This is a genomic window from Leptospira kemamanensis (assembly GCF_004769665.1).
In the GTDB taxonomy this organism is placed as follows: Bacteria; Spirochaetota; Leptospiria; order Leptospirales; family Leptospiraceae; genus Leptospira_A; species Leptospira_A kemamanensis.
On sequence record NZ_RQGG01000012.1, the window covers coordinates 25329 to 51553 of the forward strand.

Genomic DNA, 26225 nt, shown 5'->3' on the forward strand with positions numbered 1-26225 from the left:
AAGTCGGTTTTTATTTGACCAACGTTCAGAAAACCTGGTTTGGAGGTGTTTTGGAGATACTTTCTCAAATTCCCTAAAATCAATAAGGTATTATTGTGTCATTTTTTTACTCGACATGTGTCGACTATTATCAGGGAACTGTCCCCTAATCGCGAAAACGAGAGAGAGGCAAGTATGGACAACCCGAAAAAACCTAGAATTTATGGGAGACAAATTACCAGTTGTATTGTATTCACATTACACCTGTATTGTGCTCCTAACAATGAGGGGCCTAAAAATCTCCTTCCCTTATTACAAAATTCCCAACATGTATTGGAAGTAAATTCGGTTAGTATAGGGCAACAAAGGTCAGAAGGACAATCTGCGAATATTACCCATGATTTAGGTTATATAAACTCATCAGAAGAACGAGAGTTATATGTGAGTAATAAATCGTTTGGGAATTTTACTGATGCCATTTGGATCGATGGACTGGGTCGAGAAACTTCCTTTCGTGGGTTCAATGTATCAGGTACTGTGAAATTGGCCGAACATGGATTTAAACCATTCAAAAATGCAAACGATACCGAAGATGCGATGAGGCAATTAACGAAAACAACTGGATCCAATATGATTCGGTATACAATTGCTTGGGAAGGTGTCCACCCAGATGTAGACAAAATCGATTATTTGTATTTAGATAACGTCATCTCTCAAATTAAAAAGGTCACTGCCAAAAGGATTTATGTGCTCCTAGATTACCACCAAGACTTATTTTCAAGGCATTTGTTCAATCAGAATTCTTGGCATACAGGAAATGGCGCACCATTATGGATTACAAAAAATGAAAATTATCCGAAAGAGTATTGTGGGTTTGTCTGTGCAAGTTGGAGCCAAAACAATTTAACAAACGAAGCGATCCGAAGGGCATTTAGAAATTTTTGGAATAATGCCCCCGTTACTACTTCATCTGGTATTCGTTATATGCAGACAGAATACCTATGGCAAATTGAAAAAACAGTCTCTTATATCAAAAACCAATTATCGCCTGAAGAGTTTTCTTACATCATCGGCCTTGATCCATTTAATGAACCTGTCGATGGCGGAATGGAAGGTCTAACACCGAAACGTTGGGATAATGAAAAACTTTGGCCGATGTACCAAAAAATAAGAACCATCCTGAACCAAAATGGATGGGCAAACAAATGGGTATTTGCAGAACCTCTTGTATTTTGGAATACAAACATCGGTTCAGCGATTGCACCTGCTACTGGTGGAGGACATTTAAATGCACCTCCTGGAGAGGGATTTGTATTTAATTCACATTTTTATGACGCAGGTAGGATGGGAGTTGATTTAACAGGTATCGACAATGCAACTTATTTCAAATACTTAGATGAAATTCGGACAGAAGCAAGGTTTTTAAAAATTCCAATGTTTTTGAGTGAATTTGGGATGTGGTTAAAGGGAACGGGTGCAAAAGATACCCCTAGAATGATTAATGCTGTATACCAAGCCATGGAAATCTCAGACAAGGGGCAATCAACAAAAACAAGATTTGCCGATTTTTACAATCCAAATGTTTCCGGTACCCAATGGCATTGGGATTATTATTATGATCGTCATTCTGAGTATAAAAATGGAAATCCAACAAAACTCATCACTACAAAAGATGCGTGGAATGACGAAGACTTTTCAGTCGTTGGCAATTATGGAACCAATATGAATGTAGATCCTTATGTTATCACAAGAGCCTATGTGCGTAAATCACAAGGCCGAATGATGACAAGCCACTACAATGCGATTGGTTTTGATACTTGGAACAAAATGTTTTCTTGGGCTGCTATCAAACCAGGAAACAACGAAGTGAAATTTTTCGGTGACAAACGATTTTTATTCGTAGTTTGGAGAGGAAGGTTTTCCAATGCACCTTCCGAATTTTATTTACCACCTCATTTTGATCCTACAAAAGTGATTGTGATCACAGAAAAAAAACTCTATTCAGACCAAATTCCAAGTTCACTAGTACACCAACCTAATGAAGTTGTGATCAAAAATGATCCCAATCGTGATTTAGGTTCTGGGAATGTCATGTATCTTTGGGATGATTTGGATTTGGATGAAAACCAATCTTCTTCTTACCACTATGCTTTAGTTGTGAACAAAGAAAATACTTCGTATCCACTAACAACCTTACAAGAATTACAAACAAAATTAAACCAAAGAGTTCTTGTAGAAGGGAAAAGCCCCATTTACCTTATTGGTAAAATGACTTACGGTGGATACCCGAACGAACAATAACAAAGAATTTACCCATCATTTGTATGTCTAATTTTGATATACGAGATGGGTAAATTTTCAGACTTCGGAAAAGATTAAGGTGTATGTACATTCCATACACCTGTTTTTGCAGTTCTTTTCACATAATGACTAAACCGATTTGGTTTTCGGCCCATTACCAATTCCAAACATTGATAACCGATTCGTTCTTACCATCGAATACAGTTTCAAATCAATACTGCAGGTTTTTCCCAGTCAAAAGTAATGTTTGAATGGGAAACTAACATATTGATTGTAGTAACTTTTATGATTGATGACAAAGGAAAATCTAATTCTCACTTAGACGGGAAGAGGTCTTCAAACGATCTGTTTTATTCTAATTTGTATGTGAAAAAATGCAACTCACATAACCTCTGTGTTCCATTTCTCGAACAAATTCTCATTTCAATTTTTTCTACATTTACAGATACAATCATTACTAGGGATTGTGATATCAGACGTGGAACTTTCAATCTTAGATTTAGTATTCATCAACCAAGGCCAAACACCGAGAGATGCGATTGAGAATAGTGTGAAAGTTGCGAAAGCTGCTGAAGCCTTTGGATACCATCGGGTTTGGATTGCCGAACATCACAACTTTCCATCCATTGCGAGTGCAGCTACCTCCGTTGTGATTGGCCATATCGCAGGACAAACTAAATCCATTCGAGTGGGTTCAGGTGGGATTATGTTACCCAACCATTCCCCTCTTGTCATTGCAGAACAATTTGGAACTTTAGAAAGTTTATACCCCAATCGAATTGATTTAGGATTAGGAAGAGCTCCAGGCACAGACCAACTCACCTTACGAGCATTACGCCGTGATCCCATGGCTTCCCAACATTTCCCAGAAGATGTAAAAGAACTTTTAGAGTATTTATCTTCTGATAGAAAAGAAGGAATGGTAAATGCCATTCCTGGATATGGAACCAATGTGCCTGTTTGGATTTTAGGTTCGAGTTTATTTGGTGCACAACTGGCAGCTTTACTTGGTTTGCCATTTGCCTTTGCTTCTCATTTTGCTCCGACTTATCTAAAAGATGCGATATCGATTTATCATAAACAATTTAGACCTTCCGCATATTTACAATCACCGTATGCGATGGTGGCAATGAATATCATTGCAGCAGACACGGAAGAAGAAGCAAAATTTTTATTCACAAGTGTAGAGCAGTCCATTTTAGGAATTTTGCGAAACAAACGGAGTGCTTTCCCACCGCCAGTATCATCCATGGATTCCCTATGGTCTGAATCAGAAAAACAGATGGCAAAACAAATGTTATCCTTTTCAGCTGTGGGTAAACAAGATACCATTCTTTCCCAAATCAAATCCTTAACGGATGATTTACAAGTGAATGAAATCATGGTTGTCTCTTCCATTTATGATACTGAGAAAAGAATTCGTTCCATAGAACTTCTCATGGGCATCAAAGATGAATTGAAATTCACCTCTATCACAAGATAAACGGGAGTCATAGATGCAAAATCAAAAACGAAAGTGGATTTCATTTTGTTTGATTGTGTTCACTTTCGCTTCTTGTGAACGCGGTTACATCCGTTCCACCTTAAAAGAAAAATTTCATCAAAGGATGTTGGCCTTACCTGCTCCCAAAGCAGAATCCGATCGATCAAAATCGATCACAAAGCCAGGTGATTACGTTTTTTCCATCAATCACCAAGATGTCCTTCGTTATTATAAAATCCATGTTCCGAAAACGTATACAGGTTTCGAATCTGTTCCCCTCTTACTTGTGTTTCATGGTGGTGGTGGAGATATGGAGATCCAATCGAACGAAGAATACTACCATCAAATCTCTAAATCAGAAGAAAATGGTCATATCGTTGTTTTTCCCAATGGATATAGTTTGTATCCATCTGGCAAGTTAGCAACTTGGAATGCTGGAAATTGTTGTGGCGAAGCAAAAAAAAAGAATAGCGATGATATCGGATTTGTAAAATCCATCCTGCAACATTTGAAACAATCACTGAACATTAACCAAAAAAAAATATTCTCCACGGGGATGTCCAATGGTGGCTTGATGTCCTACCAACTTGCTTGTTCCATGACAGATGAATTTTCAGCGATCACGGCCGTGGCGGGAACAGACAATACCATCAATTGTAAACCATCAAAACCCATTTCCATTTTTCACATTCATGCCAAAAACGATGATCGAGTTTTATTTTATGGAGGTGCTGGTTCTAGTTTTTCGGATCGATCCTTAATTACCGATTTTGTTTCGGTTCCCAAAACCATCTCCAAATGGGTAGAGTTCAATCAGTGTCAACCCAAACCAAAACTTGTATTAGAAACAAACGGCGTCAAATGTGAAGAATACACCGAGTGTAAAAATGGAGTCAAAGTAAAACTCTGCGTGACGGAAGACGGAGGTCACTCCTGGCCAGGAGGGAAAAAACCATCCCTTCTCCTTGGGGGTGGTCCACCCACCAAGGCATTGATCGCAAACGATGTTATGTGGGAATTTTTTAATTCTCTAGAATGAATTTTGTATCCATTGGCATTTGGTCTTTGAGTAACACACCTGAACGTTTCTGTAAGAATGATTCGGAAATTAAATAAATGGTTTTTTCAACGGCTGCTTCCATTGGATACCCAAGTGGGCGTACATTCGAAATACAGTTTCTGGTTTCATCTGTGTTTCCCAGTTTTGGTTCGTATGTTAAATAAATTCCCAAACTGTCACAGGAACTGAGGCCCGGCCGCTCGCCAATCACAACCATACATAATTTTGCATGGAATAACGAAGCAATTTCATCACCGAGGGCCACCCTTCCCCACTTCGCAAAAACCAAAGGTGCTAAACTCAGTTTTGTTTTCTGAATCATCATGAGGAATCTATTCACAAACGGTAACAAATTTTCATCCATTGCTTTTGCAGACAATCCATCGATACAAACGATACTCAAATCATAACTGGCGTTATCTGGATTTACCGAAGAGACATCTTCTTTAGAAAGTCTTCTCCCTAAATCGGGTCTCAGTAAATACTCTTCTTTGGAAGTCACTTGGCTTTTGACAAACTGAGACGAGATACCATAAGTTTTCGAAAACTCTGCGCTCTCTTTTCGTAACTGATCCCAATTTGGTTCTTGGAGGACAGCATCCTTTGCTCTTGCATGGTCTAAACGAAAACGCAATACATCTTTTGTGGATAAGGAACCACCACTCCGGCCAAGCCCAATCCTTGCTTGTGTAAACTGTCTCCAAGATTCCAAATTTGACATCGAATTTAAATCCTCATTTCCCTTTCAAACATTTGAACCATTTGGTTCTCGACTGGCAAAAAGGTTTTCCCATTCGAAAAAATCCCCTTATCAATTAACCAACGTTCAAACTCAGGTGCAGGTTTTAAACCTAAGACTTGGCGAAGATACAAGGCGTCATGAAATGAAGTACTTTGGTAAGATAACATCACATCGTCAGCACCGGGAATTCCCATGATAAAATTACAACCAGCAACTCCAAGCATTGTGAGAAGACTATCCATATCGTCTTGGTCAGCATCTGCGTGATTTGTGTAACAGATATCAACTCCCATCGGTAAACCCATTAGTTTTCCACAAAAATGATCCTCGAGTCCCGCACGTATGATTTGTTTGCCGTTGTATAAATACTCAGGTCCAATAAACCCAACAACCGTGTTCACAAGTAATGGAGAAAACTTTCTAGCAACTGCATAAGCTCGTACTTCTAATGTTTGTTGGTCAATGCCAAAATTTGCACCTGCAGACAAAGCACTTCCTTGTCCTGTTTCAAAGTACATCACATTATTTCCAACACTCCCACGTTTGAGTGAAAGTGCCATCTCTTGCGCTTCCGCTAACAGATTTAAGTTGATTCCAAAACTTTTATTTAATTCTTCTGTCCCACCAATGGACTGGAATACCAAATCCAAAGGAGCTCCTTTTTGCATCACTTCCATGGAGGTAGTCACATGTGTGAGGATACAAGATTGGGTTGGAATTTGATAGGTTTGGATGATTTGGTCCAACATTTCCAATAAAGAAATACAGGTTGGCACGTGATCTGTAGCTGGATTGATTCCAATCACGGCATCACCACTCCCGAGTAATAAGCCATCCAAGATACTGGCAGCAATGCCTTTGGGATCATCAGTAGGATGATTCGGTTGCAATCGAACTGACAATCGACCAGGCAAACCAATTGTATTACGAAACTTCGAAACAATCCTTATTTTTTGGCTCACAAGAATTAAATCTTGGTTTGACATGATTTTCGAAACAGCTGCCACCATTTCAGGTGTGAGTGCCATACGAATGGATTCCAAAACAGATCCATCTGTTTTTTCAGAGAGTAAAAATTCCCGAAATCCGCCAACCGTTAGGTGGGAAATGAGTTTGAATTTTTCCAAATCGTGCGAATCAAAAATGAGTTTTGTCACCTCATCTGTATTAGCTGGAATCAGTTCCGTATTCAAAAATTCAGAGAGATATAAATCTGCTAAAACCATTTGAGCAGCCACACGTTCTTCTTGGTTATCGGCAGCAATCCCTGCCAAAACATCTCCCGACCTTTGTGGAGTTGCCTTAGCCATCACATCTTTTAAATCACGGAACTGGTAGGTTCTTTTTCCAAGTAGGATCTGATAACTCATACTGGCACTATAACCTAGAATTTTTCCCGCGAATACCATTTTTCCTAAAGGGGCATCCAGAAGAGCAGATGAAATCATTGTCTAAAAAGGAGACAAATGAAAAAAGCACTTCTCATTCTGGGAAACCAACTATTTGATCTCACCCATTTGATCCCAAAAGAAAAACGAAATGAATACATCGTTTTTATGCGAGAAGATAAAGAACTATGTACCTACTTCGCCTTCCATAAACAAAAAATTCTCTTTTTCTTTTTAGCGATGCGTGCTTACGCAAAAGAACTCAAATCTTTAGGATTTAAAGTCCACTATGAGACATTGACGGATTCACGAGATCCATATGAAACACAATTTCTGAAATTTTTAAAAACGAATTTGATTACGGAAGTTCATTTCTTTGAAATCGAAGATCTTTTTTTTGAAACGAGGATCAAAGACTGTTTGGCTTCCAATGCCTATCCCTATTTAGAACATAGGTCTCCCATGTTTTTGACCCGTAGGATTGAATTTCAAACCTATCTAAAATCGGTTCGAAAACCTTTTATGAAAACGTTTTATGAGTCACAACGGAAAAAACGAAACATTCTTTTGGATCCAAGTGGATTCCCTGTGGGAGGAAAATGGAGTTTTGATACTGAAAATAGAAAGAAGTTACCGAAAGATTATATCGCCCCCACTCTTCCTCTCATTCCATTTACAGAGGAAGAAAGGGAAGTTTTTACATTAGTCGAAACTCAATTTTCGAACCATCCAGGAAACACAAAAGAATTTTGGTTACCAACTACGAGAATTGGAGCCAAACAATGGTTAGACAATTTTTTAAAAGAACGATTGGAAACCTTTGGTCCCTATGAAGATGCGTTTTCTGTGGAATACCCTTTTGTACAACATTCCATTCTCACACCCTTTTTAAATACAGGCCTTCTCACTCCAGAAGAAGTGATTCATTCGACCCTAGAGTATGCAAAAAAAAAGAATACTCCCCTTGAGTCCCTAGAAGGTTTCATTCGCCAAGTCATTGGTTGGCGAGAATTTATCCGAGGGATTTACCAAAATTTTGAGAAAGAACAATCAGAGTCCAATTATTTTTCGCATCATAGAAAACTCACCAAACATTGGTATGATGGAACGACAGGCATTCCTCCTCTTGACCATGTGATTCAAAAATGCCAAAAGTATGGTTATGCCCATCATATTGAACGACTGATGGTTGTGGGTTCTTTGATGTTACTTTTGGAAATTGCACCTAAGGAAGCTTATCGATGGTTTATGGAAATGTTCATTGATTCTTCCGATTGGGTCATGGGTCCCAATGTATATGGAATGGGAATTTATAGTGACGGTGGAATCTTTGCCACGAAACCTTATTTCTGCGGATCCAACTATTACCAAAAGATGGGAAAGTTTCCTAAAGGGGAATGGGAAGAGGCAGTGGACGGACTGTATTGGTCCTTTATTGAAAAGCACAAAGAGGTTTTTTCTAAAAATCCACGTACATCTGTTCTCGTAGGAAATTTATACCGAATGGAAAAAGGAAGGAAGGAAAAACTTTTCCGGACAGCAAAACTCTGGAAAAAAAGACTCACGGAACTGCCCTAGTGCCTATCCTACCATCCCCCTTCCCATCCAGGAGAATACCTTCGTAATCCGGTCATTGGCAAGTCTCCTCGTCCTCGCATGGAAACCTGTATCTTCAGAAACATGACTCGAAGGGAAAGAATCGAGAATTGGATTCAGAAAAAATTTCCTATCCTGTTGACAGATAGAAAAGAATCGAGATTCGAATGCATAAACAAGTGCCAAACCAGTTGCCTGAGAGGATCCAAACTACCTATTCCAAATAAAATTTAGAATGAATCTAAATTTTTGACTTGCTTTCCAAACTGGACCGAATCTAATTTTAAACTAAATCTAGAAAGAGTAGGTCAGTATGAGAAATATAACCCGTTTCACAATCGCCCTCCTGGTATTGGTCTTTGGCCCCATCGGAGCTGCTGATACGAAGGAAACCCCTGGAATGGACCGCCAAAACGTATCCAATCAATTTTGGTGGCCGGAACGTTTGGATTTGGCACCACTCCGTCAACACGGTGCAGAATCAAACCCTTTGGGGCGCCAATTCAACTATGCCAAAGAATTTAAGGAATTGGACATCCAAAACTTAAAACAAGAAATCAAAACTCTGATGACAACCTCACAAGAATGGTGGCCATCCGATTACGGACATTACGGTCCATTCTTCATTCGTATGGCATGGCATAGTGCAGGAACTTACCGGATTTCCGATGGTCGAGGCGGAGCTGGTGGTGGACAACAACGGTTTGAACCTCTCAATAGCTGGCCTGACAATGCAAACCTAGACAAAGCACGTCGACTTCTCTGGCCCATCAAAAAGAAATATGGGAAAAAAATTTCATGGGCAGACCTCATGGTCTTAACGGGAAATGTTGCGCTCGAGTCCATGGGATTTAAAACATACGGATTTGCCGGTGGCCGAACTGATGATTGGGAAGCTGACCTTGTGTATTGGGGTCCTGAAAAAAAATTCTTAGAGGACCAAAGATACAAAGGAAACCGTGATTTAAAAAATCCTCTTGCTGCTGTTCAAATGGGATTAATTTATGTGAACCCAGAAGGTCCTAACGGTAACCCAGACCCTCTAGCAGCTGCTAAAGACATTCGCGAAACATTTGGTCGAATGGCGATGAATGATGAAGAAACTGTGGCTCTCATTGCAGGTGGTCACACATTCGGAAAAGCACATGGAAAAGCAGACCCATCGAAACATGTAGGAAAAGAACCAGCTGCAGCTGGCCTCGAAGAACAAGGGTTTGGTTGGAAAAACAATTACAAAAAAGGAAATGCAGAAGACACAATCACTAGTGGATTGGAAGGTGCTTGGACTGCAAATCCAACAAAGTGGACAACTCAATATCTAAACAACTTGTTTCGTTTTGAGTGGGTGCAAACCAAAAGTCCAGCGGGAGCCATCCAATGGATTCCTAAAGATGGAGCCGGTGCGAACATGGTACCTGATGCGCATGACAAAACATTACGCCATGCTCCGATTATGTTCACAACAGACTTGGCTTTAAAATTTGATCCAAGTTACAAAGTGATCGCAAAAAGATTCCAAGAAAATCCAAAAGAATTTGAACTCGCTTTCGCAAAAGCTTGGTTTAAATTAACACATAGAGATATGGGTCCTCTCACTCGTTATATTGGGAAAGACCTACCAAAAGAACCATTGATTTGGCAAGACCCAGTGCCTGCCGTATCCCATAAGTTAGTTGGTCCAAAAGAAATCGGAAAACTAAAAGAAAAAATTCTAAAATCAGGTTTGACCATTCCACAACTTGTGCGCACAGCTTGGGCATCTGCATCTAGTTTCAGAAGCACAGACATGCGAGGTGGTGCCAATGGAGCACGAATCCGTTTCACACCACAAAAAAATTGGGCAGTGAACGATCCAGAAGAGCTCACCAAAGTTCTTAAAAAATTGGAAGATATCCAAGAGGATTTCAATCAGTCGGGAAGCAAAATCTCCCTTGCTGACCTCATCGTTCTCGCTGGAAATGTTGCCATCGAAGAGGCCGCAAGGAAAGCAGGAGTGAAGGTCACTGTTCCATTCACACCTGGCAGAACGGATGCAACAAAAGAACAAACGGATGAGTATTCCTTCTCCGTATTGGAACCAAAAGCCGATGCGTTCCGAAATTATTATGGACCCGGCAACTACATGTCACCTACAGAGATGTTAGTTGATAGATCCAATATGTTGGCACTTTCCATTCCAGAAATGACTGTATTACTCGGAGGGATGCGTTCTTTGGATGCAAATTCTGGGAAATCAAAACATGGAATTCTGACAACAAAACCAGGGGTCTTATCCAATGATTTTTTTGTAAATCTTTTGGATATGTCCACAAAATGGCAAAAGTCCGAACAAACAGAAGGGATTTACGAAGGAGTCGATCGTAAAACAGGTGCAAAGCGATGGTCAGCAACATCTGTAGATTTGATTTTCGGATCTCACTCTGAGTTACGTGCTGTGGCAGAAGTATATGCTTCAGACGATGCAAAAGAAAAGTTTGTGAAAGACTTTGTTGCCGCTTGGAACAAAGTGATGATGGCCGATCGTTTTGATGTAAAATAAAAAATGAAACGATACAATCGCAAACAATTCTTAAAAAACACGATTGTTCTTACTTCAACTCTCTCCCTAATTTTGGGGGAGAGTGTCCTTTTGGGGAAAGAAAAGAAAAAAGAAAAACAAATCTTCCCGTTACCAGAAGGAGAAAAACCAGTTTCAGAGAACGATCCCACAGCACAAGCATTAGGTTTTCATCAAAACGCAGAAGATACAGACTTTACTTTATACCCTGATCGAAAACAAACCAAAACAAAAAATCAAGTTTGCCAATATTGCGCACAGTTTACCAAACTCAATGATGGTTGGGGCAAATGTAATATTTTATCGGCGGGAGTTGTTTCGAACCAAGGTTGGTGTTCTGCTTGGTCCAAAAAATCGTAATGTCCGAAAAGAAGTCCATTTGATTCACAGCTAGTTTCAAAGCGAAGGAGCAGTGAATCAAACGTTGGAACGAAATTTTCTGACTTTAGATCAACTACTCCGTCCACTGGCAATTGGATACATTCACTTTTTCAAAGACCCAAGGTTTGTGTGCATGTTTTGCATTTTTGTCTTCGATTAAATCAAAAGACTCGGCAAGGGGAGACAGAGAACCAAACACCAAATAAAAATCCTGGTCTTTCATTTTGGTACGTTTGGGGCAAAGCTCAACCCCTTCCGACTTCATAAAAGGATAATTGGTTCCTAATTCATCTCGGAAAACCATCCCTTCTTTCAAAACACAAACTCGTTTCCAATCTTTGGTATGGAGCCTAAGTTTTGTTTCCGTTTCAGTAACACATATTTGATCAAGGACAACCACTCCTAAAAACTCTGCAGACAACTGGCAACACTGCGGTTTTGGGCTCCAATTCCTCCTGGTCACAACTTCAGGTTCTTTGGTTTGCGGCTCCGTCACTTGGGTTGCCGGAGAAGAACAATGGAAATATAACAGAAAGATACCATAGGAAAAAACAATTCCAAAAGGGAATTTCGACATCGAACACACTCACTCGTCTAAAAAATTGCTTCTGATTGCTCCATAAAGAGAGGGATAATTCTATCTTTTTTTTCGATTCTCGCTCGCTACGTGCCAGTTTTGTCCGAGGCCACTGGTAGCATGGATGTTAGATAGAGGTCAGATATGGAATACGTAGAATCACTTTTAGAAGAATACTTTGATGGTTCCAGGATTTTGGAAATGGGAAACGGGAAAACATTTGCAAATGAAGAAGGTTTGGAAAGTTTACTTGCGATCGAAGAAGAAATTTGTTGGGAGTTTAACGTACCTCCTACTTTAAAATTTCGGGATTTGTTTCGATTGATTCCTATGGGTATTTCCAAAGAAGAATACATCAAAACTTCGATCCAAAACCTATCTAGAGAAAAAACGAGATATTTTTACAAACCAAATAGTACTGTCTTCGAAATCTTTAAGGCCGCCTAATCCAAGATAGGTTCTTTTTCGACACAGAGATCACAGTTTCCGCAAGAAACAAAGGGGGAATCAAAATATTGGTGGATGAATTTCCTTCGACAATCATTTGTTTTGGTATACTGAAGCATTTGGTAGAGGCGTTTTCCACCTTCTTTCTTTTTCGATTCCAACTCTTCTTTGGAAAACAAAGTATCATCCCATTCTCTTTCCAGTTGGAGAGTGCCTCTTTCCAAATCACCAGAGATAAGTCCAACACTCAAAAGTAGGTTGATGGCAGTTTGCACCCTATGATCTGACTTATTTTTAAACGTCATATGGGATTGGATGGATTCATAATCGAGTGTCGATAATTGATTTTGTTTTTGATGAATCAATTGATACAGTTTTTTTAAGTATTGAATCTCTGGGTTTTGCCAATCCAAAAAATCCATTTGGATCGCTAAATCATCTTCCGTATAATAAAGTTTGCAATAGGAAGGTTCACCATCCCTTCCCGCTCTTCCAATTTCTTGGTAATAGGCTTCAATACTGCCAGGAATTTGTAAATGGAAAACATTTCGCACATTGGCTTTGTCGACTCCCATCCCAAACGCATTGGTAGAAAGTAAAATCACATCTTCTGACTTTAGAAATCGCGACAAGGTTTTACTACGGTCTTCGTTGGATCGTTTTCCATGATACACCAAATGTTTGATTTGTTTGGTATCGAACCAATGGCTAAGAGATTCCAAATCTTGGATCAAACTACAGTATACTATAGTCACTCCTCGTTTTGATTTTATTTCCGTTAACAATCGTTCATACTTGGACTCACGATCGAAACAAGGTTCCACTGCTAAATGTAAATTGGGCCGAAATAGTCCATCATCAAAAACTTGGATCTCTTTGGGATCTAAACCCATTTGTGAGATAATATCACTTTGTACTCGTTGAGAAGCCGTTGCCGTGAGAGCAATGGTGGTTGGGAATTGTAATACTTTCCGAAAGAATAAAATCTTTTTGTAATCAGGTCGAAAGTCATGTCCCCACTGGCTAATGCAATGCGCTTCATCAATGGCAAGAAGAGAAATCGGAATGGACTGAACAGCATCGATAAACTCTTTTTTTTGAAACCTTTCTGGAGATACATACACCAATTTGTATAAACCAGATTTGAGTCCTTGGTATCGGTCCAATCTTTCTGTACGACTCAAACTGGAGTTAATATACGTTGCCTGAATGCCTTTCTTACGAAGAGCATCCACTTGGTCCTTCATGAGAGCGATGAGTGGAGAAATCACAATACAAGTTCCTTCCAAAACGAGGGCTGGAATTTGGTAACAAATGGATTTACCCATCCCAGTCGGCATTAGTACAAGCGAATGATTGCCTCCTAATACATGTTTGATAATTTGTTCTTGGTTTCCTCGAAAGGTTTTCACCCCAAACAATTCTAATATGGATTCATTCAGCATAAATTACATTCTTTTCCTTTTTTTCGGTTTCGCTTTGGGAAAAGATTCTAAATCTTCCGTATAGGCTCCTGATGTTTTCATCAAGGTAATTCCTAATCAAAGTTTGATGGAAGAAACCGCACGAATTAAGATCCAACTTTCATTCGTTTGCGATACTCCGTAGGAGTTTCTCCCATCACGCGTTTGAAGGCTTCATTAAAAGCAGACTTCGAGTTAAAACCAACACTGAACGCAATGTTTAGGATATTTTTATCGGGAGAAGTTTTCATCAGCTCACAGGCTTCCCGAATGCGATATCCATTGATCCATTGGTTAAAATTCATCCCTTGTTTGACATTGATGATGGCAGACAATTGATCGGGTCTCAGTTGGAATTTAGAAGCAACATTTTGCAAATTCAAATCTTCATCCAAATACAATTTTTCTTTCACAAGGGAAGAATCGATATTTTGAATCACAAGTTCTGGATTCAAATTGGCAATCCTTTGTTCGGAAACATTGAGTTTCAATTCAGGTTTTGGAAATAATACAGAAGTTTCTTTGGTTTCCCCTATTCTCGCAAGGAGTGCAAATTGAAAGAGAATGATTTCGAAAAAATTCCCATATTGAATGGCATTACGCAAAAGGAAGTGATCCGGCAATACATTAAACGCATACAAATTAAAGGAAACTATGGCAACTAACAAACAAAACCAAGCGATGATATAGTAGATTGCCATTTTATATTTTTGTCGAAAGACAAGAATCCCGGCTCCCATCAGTGTAAATGAAACAATGATGGCGATAAAGTGAATGATTTGATCACATATGATATGTTTCACAAACAAACTAGTGAAAGCGTTTGTTAAAATCAAAATAGAAAAAACCAAAAGAGGAAGTTTTAATTTTGGCAAACGTTTGGATAATAATAAAAATCGATTGGAAAAAAGAATCACACTCCAAAGCGCAATGGATCCAAAAAATACCAAACTTCGATCATTCCAATTTGTGTCGTTTGGCCAAAAATAAATTTTACCATACCCAGTATAACTAATTTGGTAGAACCCAGAACAGAGTATATAAAAACAATAATACAAAAAACTTGTATTACGTGTATTCACATACACACTCAAATTCAAAATCAAAACAAACAATAGAACACTAAAAAATATGAGGAAATAATCACGTGTTTGAAACACCGATTGCATCATCTCTTCACTTGTCCAAATTTTTGGTGCGAACAAAAAATTAGAGATGGTTTGAATTTCTAAAAACACATCGGGATGAGACTTTAACGCTTTTGTATCGATTTGAAACAGGGAAAAAGGATGTTCGGAATACAAAGTTTTCCGTTTCGGAACCAAATCCCCATCTTCTTGGATTTGTAATCCGCCACTGGTCCACTGCAGGAATCGTAACGAGTCAAAGTATGCTACTTGGTTTTCTAAAAATAAGGTTTCGGGAAAATCGTTTCCTTTCCATTCCAAACGAATCCAAACAGGTTTCGTATAAAATCCTAATTGTAAGGGTGCATGTAAGGGAATCCAGTCCAAAGAACGAAGGGAGCTTTCCGTCTTTTCCTCTGCAACCACCTCTGTTGTATAATAAACTTGATAGGACCCACTTGTGGACTCGTTTGTCTGGCCTTTACAATTCAATGTAAAGAATAACAGAAAGAAAAACAAGGGAGTGATCAGAGTTACGGAAAATTTCAATCGATGAGAAAACAAAAAAGGTTCCTTCCTTCCACTAAAAACAGACCATTAGGAAAGGAAGCCTTTGTCAAAACGAATTCACATGCCCACGGAGAACAAACTGAACCATGTTCCCGCAGGCAAACCTTAGTCACACGACTAAAAGAAATTAGAATGGTTTAACCACAACTGCTACTGAGACTCACTGTGGCACCTGCCCCACCGGAATGTCTTAAAGTCATCGTACATGCTATATTCCCTGCAGGAAACGATCTGGGTTGTGTGTAACAAACAGAAGCTCCACCGTCTCTCACATAACCATAATAGTAATAGGGAGAAGAATTGGAATTGGGTGAGGGAACATAGTCTACATACTTAGAAAACTTTGCAATTTCGACGTTTGTCGCTTCTGCTGCAGGTTGTGTGCAAGAGGAATCTGTATAAAGACCAGCTCTCGTCGCTACTGCACCACTATCGTTATAGAATACAATCTGTGCAGGTGGTTTTGCAATACCAGTGATGAGTGAAGTCAAGAGTCCAGTTTGTTCACAATCATCTTCCGATTGTTCTCCTACAGGTAACAAAGAGATACTTTTGGAAGTCTGATTCGTTTCACTATTGGTAGTGCTCGCAGGCACATAGGCAAAACAACTTTTCTTTTTTTCACAATTGGTGAACACGATTTGCATTCCGACTAAAACGCATATACCATTTAGTAGATACGAGTTGAACTTTAACTTCGCAGTTTTCTTTAACATCTTCATTTTCCTTTCTCATTAAGCTTCACCGTACATTCCATTTTCCGAATATTACAATAGAAAGAAAATGCGACGGCTCCTTATGAAAAGAATCAAACGAAGTATTGGTCAATTTATTTCAAATAAATGCAAAACATCTCCATAAAAATTGTGAACCACTTTTTTACATCAATTCGCACGAATTCCGAACGGAATCATAATTCCAGTCGAAGGTTTTGCTTGGGCGTTCCCCATTGGTAATGAATTTCCTCATCTAAAGTTTGCGGGGTCGGGCCACTCCGGGGTTCGCTTGCGCTTCCGTCCCAAGGGACCAAGCCCTCCCTGTCCCTAACGCATATTAGTTTTATATTACAAATGATTCAAAATAAATATGGATGGTATCTGAACAAGAAGTCGTTTGAATGTCACCATTCGTTTCGAATTGATTGTAAAACGAACACTTTGTTTATTTTTGCTATAGTCTTTTTTTTATTGACTACATTCTCATTTCTTAATTTTTTAATTTACTTCTAAAAACCATCATTTAACATCAAATACATTATGAAAAAGAGTATCTTGGCCGTTTTGGTTTTCTCTTTGATTGGATGTGTAAAAAAGAAAGAATTTTCTGATACCGACTTACTATTAGTTGCTCTCTATTTGTCTCAACCCAAAGACTATATCTTCGAGTTAGGTTACCCTGGTTCCTACAACACAATACAAAATTCAGATTTAGCAGGGAAAACTTCAGGGATCACGGTTACGGTTGGAGGACAAACAGCAACGGGTGTTTCAGAAGTTTCTTCTGATTCCATCCAATTTGTGATGCCTACGATTCCGAACATCAATGAAAATGCAGCAGTGGATTTCGTTGTGCAAAAAAATGGGGAGTCAGTCTTCACCACTTCTGTTCGTTACCGTCCGTTAGTGGACTGGACGATCAATGAACCTACGGCGACCCAAAGATTCATTGATGGACGGGACAATAAAAACTTTTTCAAAATCACGGCAACCACTGCAAGCCATGTATTCAATACCTTTGGGCATGGTGCCTCTGATTTAGATATTTCTTATTTCAGCAGTCTCAATGGAACACCCATTGCCTTCGCAGAAAAAAGAATGAATGGATCCGAGTTCAATAAAGTAGCTCTAACTGCAGGTACCGTTTATATCCAGGTGAAACATATCAGTGGCTTTAGCACAGGTTACAATCTTCAAATTGCAAACGCAGGAGTGGTTGCCACAAATTCAGCAACTCTTTATAATCCACCTTCTCTTTGTTATGATACGATGGGAAGTGGTCCAGCTACTTCAAATACTTGTCCTATTCTTATGGCGACCGTCCTAGGTCAAGGACATACAAGGACAGGACGGTGTACTTATCCGTCGGATAGTGGTTTAACGACAAGAAATTATTATTCCAATGGATTTGGAACAATGTATGCACAATCCACTTGCCTTAATCCCGGTGGTGGGTCTCAAAACGAAGCTGAATCTATTTTTCTAGCGAATTAAGGAACCTGACTTACTTCAGTTTATTCGCTTTTTTTTGTTAGTTGGCTTCTCTTTACGAGAAGCCAATGGACAGGGTTAGCTTTCATCGGGAGTAAACCTTCCTTGGATCCGTTCTCCCAGATTGTTAGTTTTGGTACCATCGTGAATGGGATGAACCTTTTGTTTTTGGTGATCGTTTTGTTTTTCTTTCTGATTTTGGTTTTGATTCCGGATCTCCCTAGAACTCTCTAAGTTTACCAATTGGTTCGGAATCCATATCGAAACTTCCTTGGTTCTAGGATCTTCCTGCACCACTTCACCCACTAATTTCCCAATTTCGTTTGTCTTAAATATCTGAATTGGATTTCCAAATTCCTTCACTCGGCCATTCTCTAAAACAAATACATGTTTGGCGAGTCTTACCACCTCAGGAATTTCATGTGTAATGAGTAACATCGTCATTCCCCACTCCTTTTGCAGATGAGTCAGATGGGTCATGAGTTTTTGGCGAAGCCTTCCATCCAAAGAGGAAAATGGTTCGTCGAGTAAAAGCAAACTTGGTTTTTGCAAAAGACTTCGCACAAGTGACACTCTTTGTTTTTGTCCACTCGAGAGTTGTGAGATCGACTTGGCAAGAATTGATGTGATCTCTGTTACTTCCACCAAGTCCTGAAACAAGGATTTGTCGTTTTTCCCTTTTGGAATGGAGAATTCCAAATTTTCCCTGACATTCATATGGGGAAATAACAGATGATCTGGAAATAATACAGACAGGGAACGTTTTGAAATCGGTAGGTTTACATTCTCTTCGGAATCAAACCACACTTCTCCAGCAACAGTGATGTTTCCCCGATCGGGAAGCAGTAATCCCGCCATCATTTTGAATAACGAAGTTTTACCAACTCCAGATTCTCCAAAAATGACACTGATTTCCTCTAGTGGAATTTTACACTGAAAGGAAAGTTCTACGGAAGGAATTCCTTTCGAACGAAATGTTTTTTCTACCGCAACTTCGATCATTCTGTTTTTTCCAGAGAAAAAAGTAATCCATTTCGTTTCCAAAGGAACAAAACAAATAAACTAACAAAACTAATGAGGAGTAAAACCAAAGAATAGAGATGAGCATTGCCATAATTCATAGCTTCCACCTCTTCAAAAATCGCAATCGAAGTCACTTTCGTTTTCCCAGGGATACTGCCTCCGATGAGTAATACCACACCAAACTCACCGATGGTATGAGCAAAAGTTAATACCATTCCCGTAAAAATGGAAAATTTACAATGAGGTAAAATGATTTTTCTGAGGATGGTCCACCTAGACTTACCAAGAGCGATGCCCGTTTCAATCATCGCAGGGGGAACCGATAAAAATCCTACCTGAATGGATTGTAACATAAAAGGAAGGTTAAAGATCACAGAACCAAGAAGAATTCCGAAAAAACTAAAAGCCAATCGAATCTGGAATTCACGTTCCAACCATTCCCCGAAGATATGATTGGGACTAAAGGCAATCAAAAGATAAAATCCAATCACTGTGGGTGGCAAAACCAAAGGTAAGTTCAGAACTGATTCGATGACCGTACGAAATCGAAATCGAGTGTAGGCTAAACCATATGCAATCGGGATCGTAATGACCACAAGAACCAGTGTGGTGAGTGCCGCTAACTTCAATGTCAACCAAATGGGTAGGCTTTCGATCATACAAAGGCCTCCTGTTTGAAGCATTTGGTTTTGAATTTTACTTGGAATTGAATTTTTGATCGGCTGAAGATTTGCATTTGAAGTTTACTTCGCTTTTGTTTTACGATCTGCATTTATGTTTCTGTTTCTATTTGCATCGTTGTATTCGTTTCTATTTTGCTTTGTATTTGCAATGCCATTTGCGTTTGCGTTTGTATTTCCATTTGCATTCGGATTCAGAAGTTCGACCGGAATTTCATATCCGTATTTCTGAAAAATAGGAAATACTTCTTTAGAACCAATGAATTGAGACAATCGATGTAGGATTCGCTTTTTTTCCAATGAATGAGGTTCTTTTGGTTGGATGAGAATTTTACCTTGGCGGATCGGTGGAACAAGTTTCGGATCTAATTTTTTCCAATTCTTCCACTGGTCTTCTTTTGACTTCACAGAAGAAAACGAAGTAAATCCCACATCCGCTGCCCCTGTGAATACAAATTGATTCACTTGCGTTACATTTTCACCATACACTAACTTTCCTTCGATGGAATTCCAAATACCAAGTTGCGTTAGATAATTCATTGCCGCCTTTCCGTAAGGTGCAGTTTTGGGATTGGCGATGGCAATGTATTTGATTTGTTTGGATGTAAGAATTTCTGAGAGAGAATCACCAATTGGTAGTGTCTCATTTGATACCAAAACCAAACGTCCTTCCGCATACACATCGGGTGGAGTTAGAGAGAATCCTTCCTTATATAAAGATACTGGAAAATCTAAATCTGCTGATAAAAAAAGATCTATTTGTGCTCCGTTTCGTATTTGGTTTGTTAGATGGCCGGAAGATCCATATAGGTATATGATTTTACAATTTGGATTTTGGATTTGGAATAAATGATGAATTTCTTCCATCGGATTTTTGAAATTTGCGGCCACGGCCACTGTGATTTCTATTTCTGAATGTTGTTCATCGGCTTTCTTTGTTTCCGCAAAGATTGGTGTTAAATCCCAAGCAAAACTCAAAACCAAAAAGAAGATCCAAAAGATTCGCATCATAAAACAAGGGGGTATCAGTTCTTTCTTACTTTGTATCATCACAAATCCAAACTAGTGTCTACTCTCTGATTCCTGAACTTCATTCATAGAGATTTTCAGGAGTTCTCCGATGGGAAACTATTTTTTTTCTACGAAAAAGCGACACTCACCGAAACAATGCTATACGAAAACCAACATGTTTTAATTGATAACGATTGATTCCAATGACTCTATCTAAAAAATTTTCCTACTTTTTTGCCATCGTAATCAGTGTTAGTTTAGGAATCAGTTTCCTATTATACTCTCTACAAATGTTTTTGTATTCACAAAATCCTAGTGTTGGATTAAAACCATTTACGTTTACGAAAATTCTATCAAGAACTGCTACCATAATCTTATTTTTTTCCTTAATTTGGTTTCGTAAAAAAATTGACCAAAAGTCGATCCTTTCCCTTGGATTAGAAAACTTTCCTTCCAAACGAAAGGAACTCATTTTAGGTTTTATCGTTGGGATCGTATCGTTATCCTTCGTTGTCGCAACAAAAGTAGTTTTTGGAGTTGCCACTTGGGCACCCAAAGTGTTTACAGTTTCTGATTGGCTATTAAGTTTCTATTTTTTACTCGTTGTATTTTGTATCGGGTTTGTTGAAGAATTATTCTTTCGTGGATACCTCTTACAATCGTTTGTGCAAGAATGGGGAGAAAAAAAAGCGGCTATCATTACGAGTTTGTTTTTTTCTCTTACCCATTTTATCCGTCCCATCTCTGATCCCTTGGTTCTAATTCCAGAAATGATTGGGTTATTTTTTGTGGGTTATGCTCTTTCCTACGCATGGATTTATACACGCGCCTTGTATTTGCCTATTGGAATTCATGCAGGTTGGGTATATGTTGTGAAAATGCAAAAGATGTTTGTGGATCCTGTTCCTCACGACTTACACTGGTTATTTGGTAGTGAAAGGCTTGTAACGGGTGCTATTGCTTGGATGTTTATGTTTCTTTTCCTCTTTGGTTTAAGACAAATCTTTTCTCAAGATGAAAAAAAGTATTCTTATTGAGAAAATCAAAAAAGGAGAGATAGAGATTCGATCAAAAACGATTTCAAAGTGAAAGATTTCAAAACAAATTTAGGTGGATCTTCCTTCTTCCAGCTTGGCTTGGAATAATAAAAAACCAAGCGTGGCAATCACTCCCGCAAAAAAAATAAATAACTCAGGACCAAAGGATCCAGCCTCCCAACTCACACCTGCAATCCATAAATACAAAATTGGTGCGATGTATTGGTTGGTAAATAAGCCAAGAAAGGTCATTTGATTGGCAAGTCCTCCTTTTAAAAATTTCCATAAAAAAAGATGAGGATTGGCAAGTATGGTAGAAAGGGCAAGTAATGCCATAAATCCCATTTCCAAAAGAGAGACTCCTACTCTTGGGTCAATTGACATACTCAAATACGTTGGGTTTTGGAAAAGATGGCCAAGTAAACTCAAACCTCCAGGAACAAGCGCTAGGTGGATCAAAATATCATCCAAAATCCAAAATCGATTGGGTGTCCGACGCAAATAGAGTAATATCTCGTAAAAACTAAAAAAGATAAGACCACAAGATGTGAAAATAGAGGTCATCACAAGACTCGACTTAGGATTGATATGAACGGCTGGTGCAGAGAGTAACATCAGTATGGAAGAGATATTCCCGCCACCTACGATCATTAAAAAAGCAAGATTTGCAGTGAAAGGCCAAAGATGAAAATGCCTTGTGGCAATTCGTAAACAAACAATGACAAGAAGAGAAATGGATGTAAAAATAGATAAAACAGGGCCATCTGTTCGGTACAAAATTGGTGCACCGAATATCCAAGCAAGTAATGTAATGGTGGAACCGAATAAGATGATAAAATCAAGAATCTCTGCCCATTTTAAAAATCGTTTTTCCATACAACCTCACTACTGACTGACGATACAGCGAACTACTTTTGATTCCATTTGCAATCGATTTTTGGAATACAAAAATGGAAATCTTTTCCAAGGGAGAAGTTTCCAACAAGACCTCGGTTAGTTGCATCCCTTTCAACATTTTATTTTTTTTCGATCACATTTCATTCGGATATTCCCCTAAATTAATGTTACTAAACAATTTCGAAGTTTGATACATGAAATTTTTTATTTCTTTACGTGAGCCTGAATTTGATAAAAAAATGATCCAAAGATGGAATATACCTACTCATTGCCAAATATCGACACGATCACAGACGGATGGACATATTTTTGGTTACAACTTCCCTATGGAATCCCGGGTATCATTTCCCTTGTTGTTGGTTTTTTCTTAAGCGCTTTTAGTTTTCGAAGGATTTTTCACACACGAGGAGAAGAGAGAATCCTTTCTTTAAATGTTGCCATTTCCTTTTTTGGATATGGGATTCTTGGGCTCGTACTTTCACTCAGAGCATGGGTCTTGGATCGAGAGCTATTACTCAGTTTAAACAATTGGCTTTATCTCTTTATCCTTCTCATTTTACCTTCTAACTTTTACATCTGTTATGCGCTCTCAAGAAAAAAGGTATTTTTATATTATACCTATCTTTGTTGGATCAGCGTCGCCTTTGGTTATGTAGGACTTTTCCAAGGACTTGGATTTCATAATGATTGGTTTGATTACCAGTTTGGCAAGTATCCCAAAGCAACAAATTACATAAAACCATTTGGGATCATCCCTCTTGTCGGATACTTTGCACTCGTATTACCATTTTTTACTTTCCAATGGAAAATCCTTTTAAAACGAATTCATAAATCGCTCTTCATTGGTTATAATGTATTGTTTCTGATGACGATCTCCAATGCTCCTGTTTTACTCGGATACAATGTATATCCTGGATCCTTTTTTATCTTCATTCCTCTCATCCTAATCGCGTATGGTATTTTTCGTTCAGATTTTCTCGATGTAAATGAACTTCTCTTTGATCGAAACGGATTATTTTACATTCTCTTCGGTGTGGTTTCTTTTTCGCTGATTGTCCTCAGTGGAACAGTCGCACTAGGTTTAAGCCACAGTGCTTATTTGAATGACAATTGGTTTCCTCATGCTCTCCCTCCTACCATTTCTTTTTTTGTCGCTATTTTTATGGCAATCATTGTAGCAGGAAGTAACCCGCAGGCAAAAATCAATCAATTATGTGCTTTTTCACTTATCATCACTGCATTTTATAATTTACAATCTATTCCTACCAAACTCGAACTCAATTATTTAATTTTACTTCGCATATCGCAGGTTAGCTTTCTAATCTTCTCTTTGGCGCCGAGTATCTTATCACGTTTTGTGATCAAGGCAATAGGTAGCCAAAGACCAAAATCATTACTTGCCGTTGATTTACTTTCTGTTCTTTGTTCTTTTTTATCGATCACTCCCTATTTACATAATGGTTACTACCGCTATGAGTACGGTATCATCCATAAAAGTTCGATGGTGCCTTACTTACTGGGAGCCGCTGGTTTTTTTGCATTTATCATTGTGGGAAGAGAAATTCGCAGACGATGGAAGGATTTACCAAAGGAATCCATTGTTGCGTTAGGTTCTGTTTTACTCTCTGGAGTATTTTTATTAACAGCATTTTTTCCTTCCCATGGATTGAAAATCCCACCCATCTCAGATTATCTCTTCATTCCGACCACCTTACTTGGATTTGCTGTTTTAAAATTAGGAGCATTTTCTTTACCAGGGAGAACCATTCGATTCAGCCAAAAACTTGCCAATTTAGGGATTTTTTCCATCCTATTTGCCAGTTTACTTCAAATGCCAAAATTTTTAGAAAAGTTGGCATTTGGAGAAAGCCTATTCCACATTACATTAGTTACACTTCCACTTGTGTTATTTAACTACTTACTGGTATATGTTTTCGCGCGCCCCCTAGCAGAGGAATTAGATCGAAGTTATATCCTTTTGGAAAAAGCCAAAAAGGATGCGGAACTTGCCGGCGAAGAATCAGAAAAACTATTATTAAACATTCTTCCTAAATCAGTCGCAGAAGAAATCAAAGTCAATGGGTATTGTGAACCAAAATCCTTCGAAGAAGCAACCATCCTCTTCACTGATTTCCGCGGCTTCACCGAAGTTGCCCAAAATATGGACTCAAGTGAACTCATCACAGAACTAGATGCATGTTTTACACAATTTGATGAAATCATTTCCAGAAACCAATTGGAGAAACTCAAAACCATTGGTGACTCTTATATGTGCGCTGGCGGTTTACCCGATCCAAACTTTACTCATCCAATTGACGCCTGTCTTGCGGCACTTGAAATCCGATCCTTTATGGACCAAATGAAAGAGATCAAAACCCAATTGAATCTTCCCTATTGGGAACTTCGAATTGGAATTCACACAGGTTCTGTGATCGCAGGAGTTGTGGGTCGTTTTAAATTTGCTTATGACATTTGGGGAAGTAGTGTGAACACTGCCTCCCGTATGGAGAGTTCCGGAATTGTTGGTGAAATCAATATCTCACAATCAACCTACGACAAAGTTCGATTTTTATTCCATTGTGAACACAGAGGGAAGATCGTCGATAAAAATGGCGAGAAACATGATATGTATCTTTTGAAACACATCAAACCAAAATTTTCCAAAGATGGACTAGTTCCCAATGAACTGTTTTGGTCCATTTATCAAAAAATCAATCAAGGCAGTAAAATTGTTTTAAAATCAAAATTGGAAATGGGTAGGATTCCTTAATCTTTTTTGAATTGCGACCAACAAACTCAACAACATTCTAAATCTATGCCTTCCTTTCCAATGAAGATACCATTTTATAACCGAATCCAATGGCAAACTTTTAAGACATTTTGGAATTCTCTCAGAGGAAACGAAATGATCCCTTTTTTATTTCGCTTCCTCAAGGAACGTTTCCGTTTGAACCGCTCAAACTTTGGCAAGGAATGGAATTCGAAATGGCAATCGAATGCCAACAAATTAAATCCTCTCGACCTCATTGCCTTTTTCATCGCTTACAAAGAAGTGACAAGCCATGAACGAGCGTTAATTTTACTCATTAAAATTCTCAAACAACAATCGACTGAAGTCTTTTTGGAAATGGTAGATGTGTTTCGTAAGTATGGGATACGGGTTGTGTAACAGAATGCCTTTCCGACTCCTGCTCACGTGATATCCATATCATAATTCACGTGCTCCGCAATGATTTCACTCATTTGTAGATGGTTCCCATTTTTCGCTAATCCTTCCCTCCTGGCCGGAATTCGCTACCGCGTCCATCCATGGACGCTCAAAAATGTAAACCAACTACAACATGAGAACAATTTCCATTTCGAATCAAGAAAACCAAACTTTTCCCCAGACATAAAAAAAGCCCTGAACTTTCATTCAGAGCTTCTCCCAACATTTGTATACGACAGAGGTTCTGCATCTCCCAAGAGGGAGAGCCTGCGGAGCACCAAGCGGCACTGCCGCGACTGCGAGCACCCGACTTGATGCGTGAGCTTCGAGCTCTAGCATCAAAGTCGTTCGGCGCAGACCACCAAACAGAACAAAGTAAAACAAACAACGCATTAATCTATACATACACGTTAACACGTGTATATTGTAATATGGTCAAGCCGATCGAGCGATTAGTATCACTTGGCTGAATCCATTACTGAACTTACACC

The 26225-nt window shown here is 38.8% G+C and carries 21 protein-coding genes; 11 read left to right on the top strand and 10 right to left on the bottom strand.

All coding sequences use genetic code 11. From position 1 onward, the window contains the following. Positions 1–174 precede the first annotated feature (174 nt). The 3 genes from EHQ59_RS04580 to EHQ59_RS04590 all read left to right on the top strand — a co-directional run bounded on the left by EHQ59_RS04580 (position 175) and on the right by EHQ59_RS04590 (position 4802). The gene (locus EHQ59_RS04580) at positions 175–2280 is read left to right on the top strand and encodes a cellulase family glycosylhydrolase (RefSeq protein WP_135617978.1); all 2106 of its coding nucleotides are present in this window, start codon (positions 175–177) and stop codon (positions 2278–2280) included. 478 nt (positions 2281–2758) lie between these two features. Further along, complete coding sequence (locus tag EHQ59_RS04585) at positions 2759–3763, top strand: LLM class flavin-dependent oxidoreductase (RefSeq protein ID WP_135617979.1); 1005 nt, start codon at positions 2759–2761, stop codon at positions 3761–3763. Between the two features lie 13 nt (positions 3764–3776). Continuing rightward, positions 3777–4802, top strand: a complete 1026-nt coding sequence (locus EHQ59_RS04590; RefSeq protein WP_135617980.1) for a CE1 family esterase — start codon at positions 3777–3779, stop codon at positions 4800–4802. Here EHQ59_RS04590 and eutC read toward each other — a convergent pair. Continuing rightward, positions 4786–5544, bottom strand: a complete 759-nt coding sequence (eutC, locus tag EHQ59_RS04595; RefSeq protein ID WP_135617981.1) for an ethanolamine ammonia-lyase subunit EutC — start codon at positions 5542–5544, stop codon at positions 4786–4788. The genes EHQ59_RS04590 and eutC overlap by 17 nt on opposite strands. 5 nt (positions 5545–5549) lie before the next feature. Next, complete coding sequence (locus EHQ59_RS04600) at positions 5550–6935, bottom strand: ethanolamine ammonia-lyase subunit EutB (protein WP_135617998.1); 1386 nt, start codon at positions 6933–6935, stop codon at positions 5550–5552. A 96-nt stretch (positions 6936–7031) separates the two neighbouring features. Between EHQ59_RS04600 and EHQ59_RS04605 the strand changes: the two genes are divergently transcribed. From EHQ59_RS04605 to EHQ59_RS04615, 3 genes are all read left to right on the top strand, one after another. Beyond that, positions 7032–8531, top strand: coding sequence for a cryptochrome/photolyase family protein (locus tag EHQ59_RS04605; protein ID WP_135617982.1), 1500 nt, complete (start codon positions 7032–7034; stop codon positions 8529–8531). Positions 8532–8862: 331 nt separating this feature from the next. Next, positions 8863–11088, top strand: coding sequence for a catalase/peroxidase HPI (katG, locus tag EHQ59_RS04610; protein WP_135617983.1), 2226 nt, complete (start codon positions 8863–8865; stop codon positions 11086–11088). A 3-nt stretch (positions 11089–11091) separates the two neighbouring features. Continuing rightward, a complete protein-coding gene (locus tag EHQ59_RS04615) occupies positions 11092–11466 on the top strand; it encodes a high-potential iron-sulfur protein (protein ID WP_135617984.1) in 375 nt (124 codons plus the stop codon). A gap of 94 nt (positions 11467–11560) precedes the next feature. Here the strand turns inward: EHQ59_RS04615 and EHQ59_RS04620 are convergent, their stop codons facing one another. Next, positions 11561–12064 (bottom strand): hypothetical protein, encoded by a 504-nt coding sequence (locus EHQ59_RS04620; RefSeq protein WP_135617985.1) that lies wholly within the window; start codon positions 12062–12064, stop codon positions 11561–11563. A gap of 144 nt (positions 12065–12208) precedes the next feature. On the opposite strand from EHQ59_RS04620, the gene EHQ59_RS04625 reads away from it, so the two are divergent. Continuing rightward, complete coding sequence (locus EHQ59_RS04625; RefSeq protein WP_135617986.1) at positions 12209–12511, top strand: hypothetical protein; 303 nt, start codon at positions 12209–12211, stop codon at positions 12509–12511. On the opposite strand, the gene EHQ59_RS04630 is transcribed toward EHQ59_RS04625, so the two are convergent. The 3 genes from EHQ59_RS04630 to EHQ59_RS04640 all read right to left on the bottom strand — a co-directional run bounded on the left by EHQ59_RS04630 (position 12508) and on the right by EHQ59_RS04640 (position 16387). Next, positions 12508–13956, bottom strand: a complete 1449-nt coding sequence (locus EHQ59_RS04630) for a RecQ family ATP-dependent DNA helicase (RefSeq protein WP_135617987.1) — start codon at positions 13954–13956, stop codon at positions 12508–12510. The two genes, EHQ59_RS04625 and EHQ59_RS04630, sit on opposite strands and share 4 nt — an antisense overlap. A 125-nt stretch (positions 13957–14081) precedes the next feature. Beyond that, positions 14082–15665: a 7TM diverse intracellular signaling domain-containing protein gene (locus EHQ59_RS04635; RefSeq protein ID WP_244245385.1), complete on the bottom strand. Its 1584-nt coding sequence runs from the start codon at positions 15663–15665 to the stop codon at positions 14082–14084. A 143-nt stretch (positions 15666–15808) separates the two neighbouring features. Then, on the bottom strand, positions 15809–16387 hold the full coding sequence (locus tag EHQ59_RS04640) for a hypothetical protein (RefSeq protein ID WP_135617988.1): 579 nt from the start codon (positions 16385–16387) through the stop codon (positions 15809–15811). 540 nt (positions 16388–16927) lie between these two features. Here EHQ59_RS04640 and EHQ59_RS04645 point away from each other — a divergent pair. Continuing rightward, entirely contained in the window at positions 16928–17881 is a 954-nt protein-coding gene (locus EHQ59_RS04645) for a hypothetical protein (RefSeq protein ID WP_135617989.1), read from the top strand. A gap of 75 nt (positions 17882–17956) precedes the next feature. Here the strand turns inward: EHQ59_RS04645 and EHQ59_RS04650 are convergent, their stop codons facing one another. The 3 genes from EHQ59_RS04650 to modA form a co-directional block, all read right to left on the bottom strand. Then, positions 17957–18880: an ATP-binding cassette domain-containing protein gene (locus EHQ59_RS04650; RefSeq protein ID WP_135617990.1), complete on the bottom strand. Its 924-nt coding sequence runs from the start codon at positions 18878–18880 to the stop codon at positions 17957–17959. Further along, positions 18877–19560, bottom strand: a complete 684-nt coding sequence (gene modB / locus EHQ59_RS04655) for a molybdate ABC transporter permease subunit (protein ID WP_135617991.1) — start codon at positions 19558–19560, stop codon at positions 18877–18879. Before modB ends, EHQ59_RS04650 begins: the two co-directional genes overlap by 4 nt. A gap of 84 nt (positions 19561–19644) precedes the next feature. After that, positions 19645–20631, bottom strand: coding sequence for a molybdate ABC transporter substrate-binding protein (gene modA / locus EHQ59_RS04660; RefSeq protein ID WP_135617992.1), 987 nt, complete (start codon positions 20629–20631; stop codon positions 19645–19647). A gap of 164 nt (positions 20632–20795) precedes the next feature. Here modA and EHQ59_RS04665 point away from each other — a divergent pair, with 164 nt between their 5' ends. Beyond that, the gene (locus tag EHQ59_RS04665; RefSeq protein ID WP_135617993.1) at positions 20796–21629 is read left to right on the top strand and encodes a CPBP family intramembrane glutamic endopeptidase; all 834 of its coding nucleotides are present in this window, start codon (positions 20796–20798) and stop codon (positions 21627–21629) included. A 69-nt stretch (positions 21630–21698) separates the two neighbouring features. Here the strand turns inward: EHQ59_RS04665 and EHQ59_RS04670 are convergent, their stop codons facing one another. After that, positions 21699–22505, bottom strand: coding sequence for a hypothetical protein (locus tag EHQ59_RS04670; protein ID WP_135617994.1), 807 nt, complete (start codon positions 22503–22505; stop codon positions 21699–21701). 271 nt (positions 22506–22776) lie between these two features. Here EHQ59_RS04670 and EHQ59_RS04675 point away from each other — a divergent pair, with 271 nt between their 5' ends. Both EHQ59_RS04675 and EHQ59_RS17820 read left to right on the top strand, forming a co-directional pair. Continuing rightward, entirely contained in the window at positions 22777–25296 is a 2520-nt protein-coding gene (locus tag EHQ59_RS04675; RefSeq protein ID WP_135617995.1) for an adenylate/guanylate cyclase domain-containing protein, read from the top strand. 177 nt (positions 25297–25473) lie between these two features. Continuing rightward, positions 25474–25695, top strand: a complete 222-nt coding sequence (locus EHQ59_RS17820; protein WP_244245386.1) for a hypothetical protein — start codon at positions 25474–25476, stop codon at positions 25693–25695. Positions 25696–26225 lie beyond the last annotated feature (530 nt).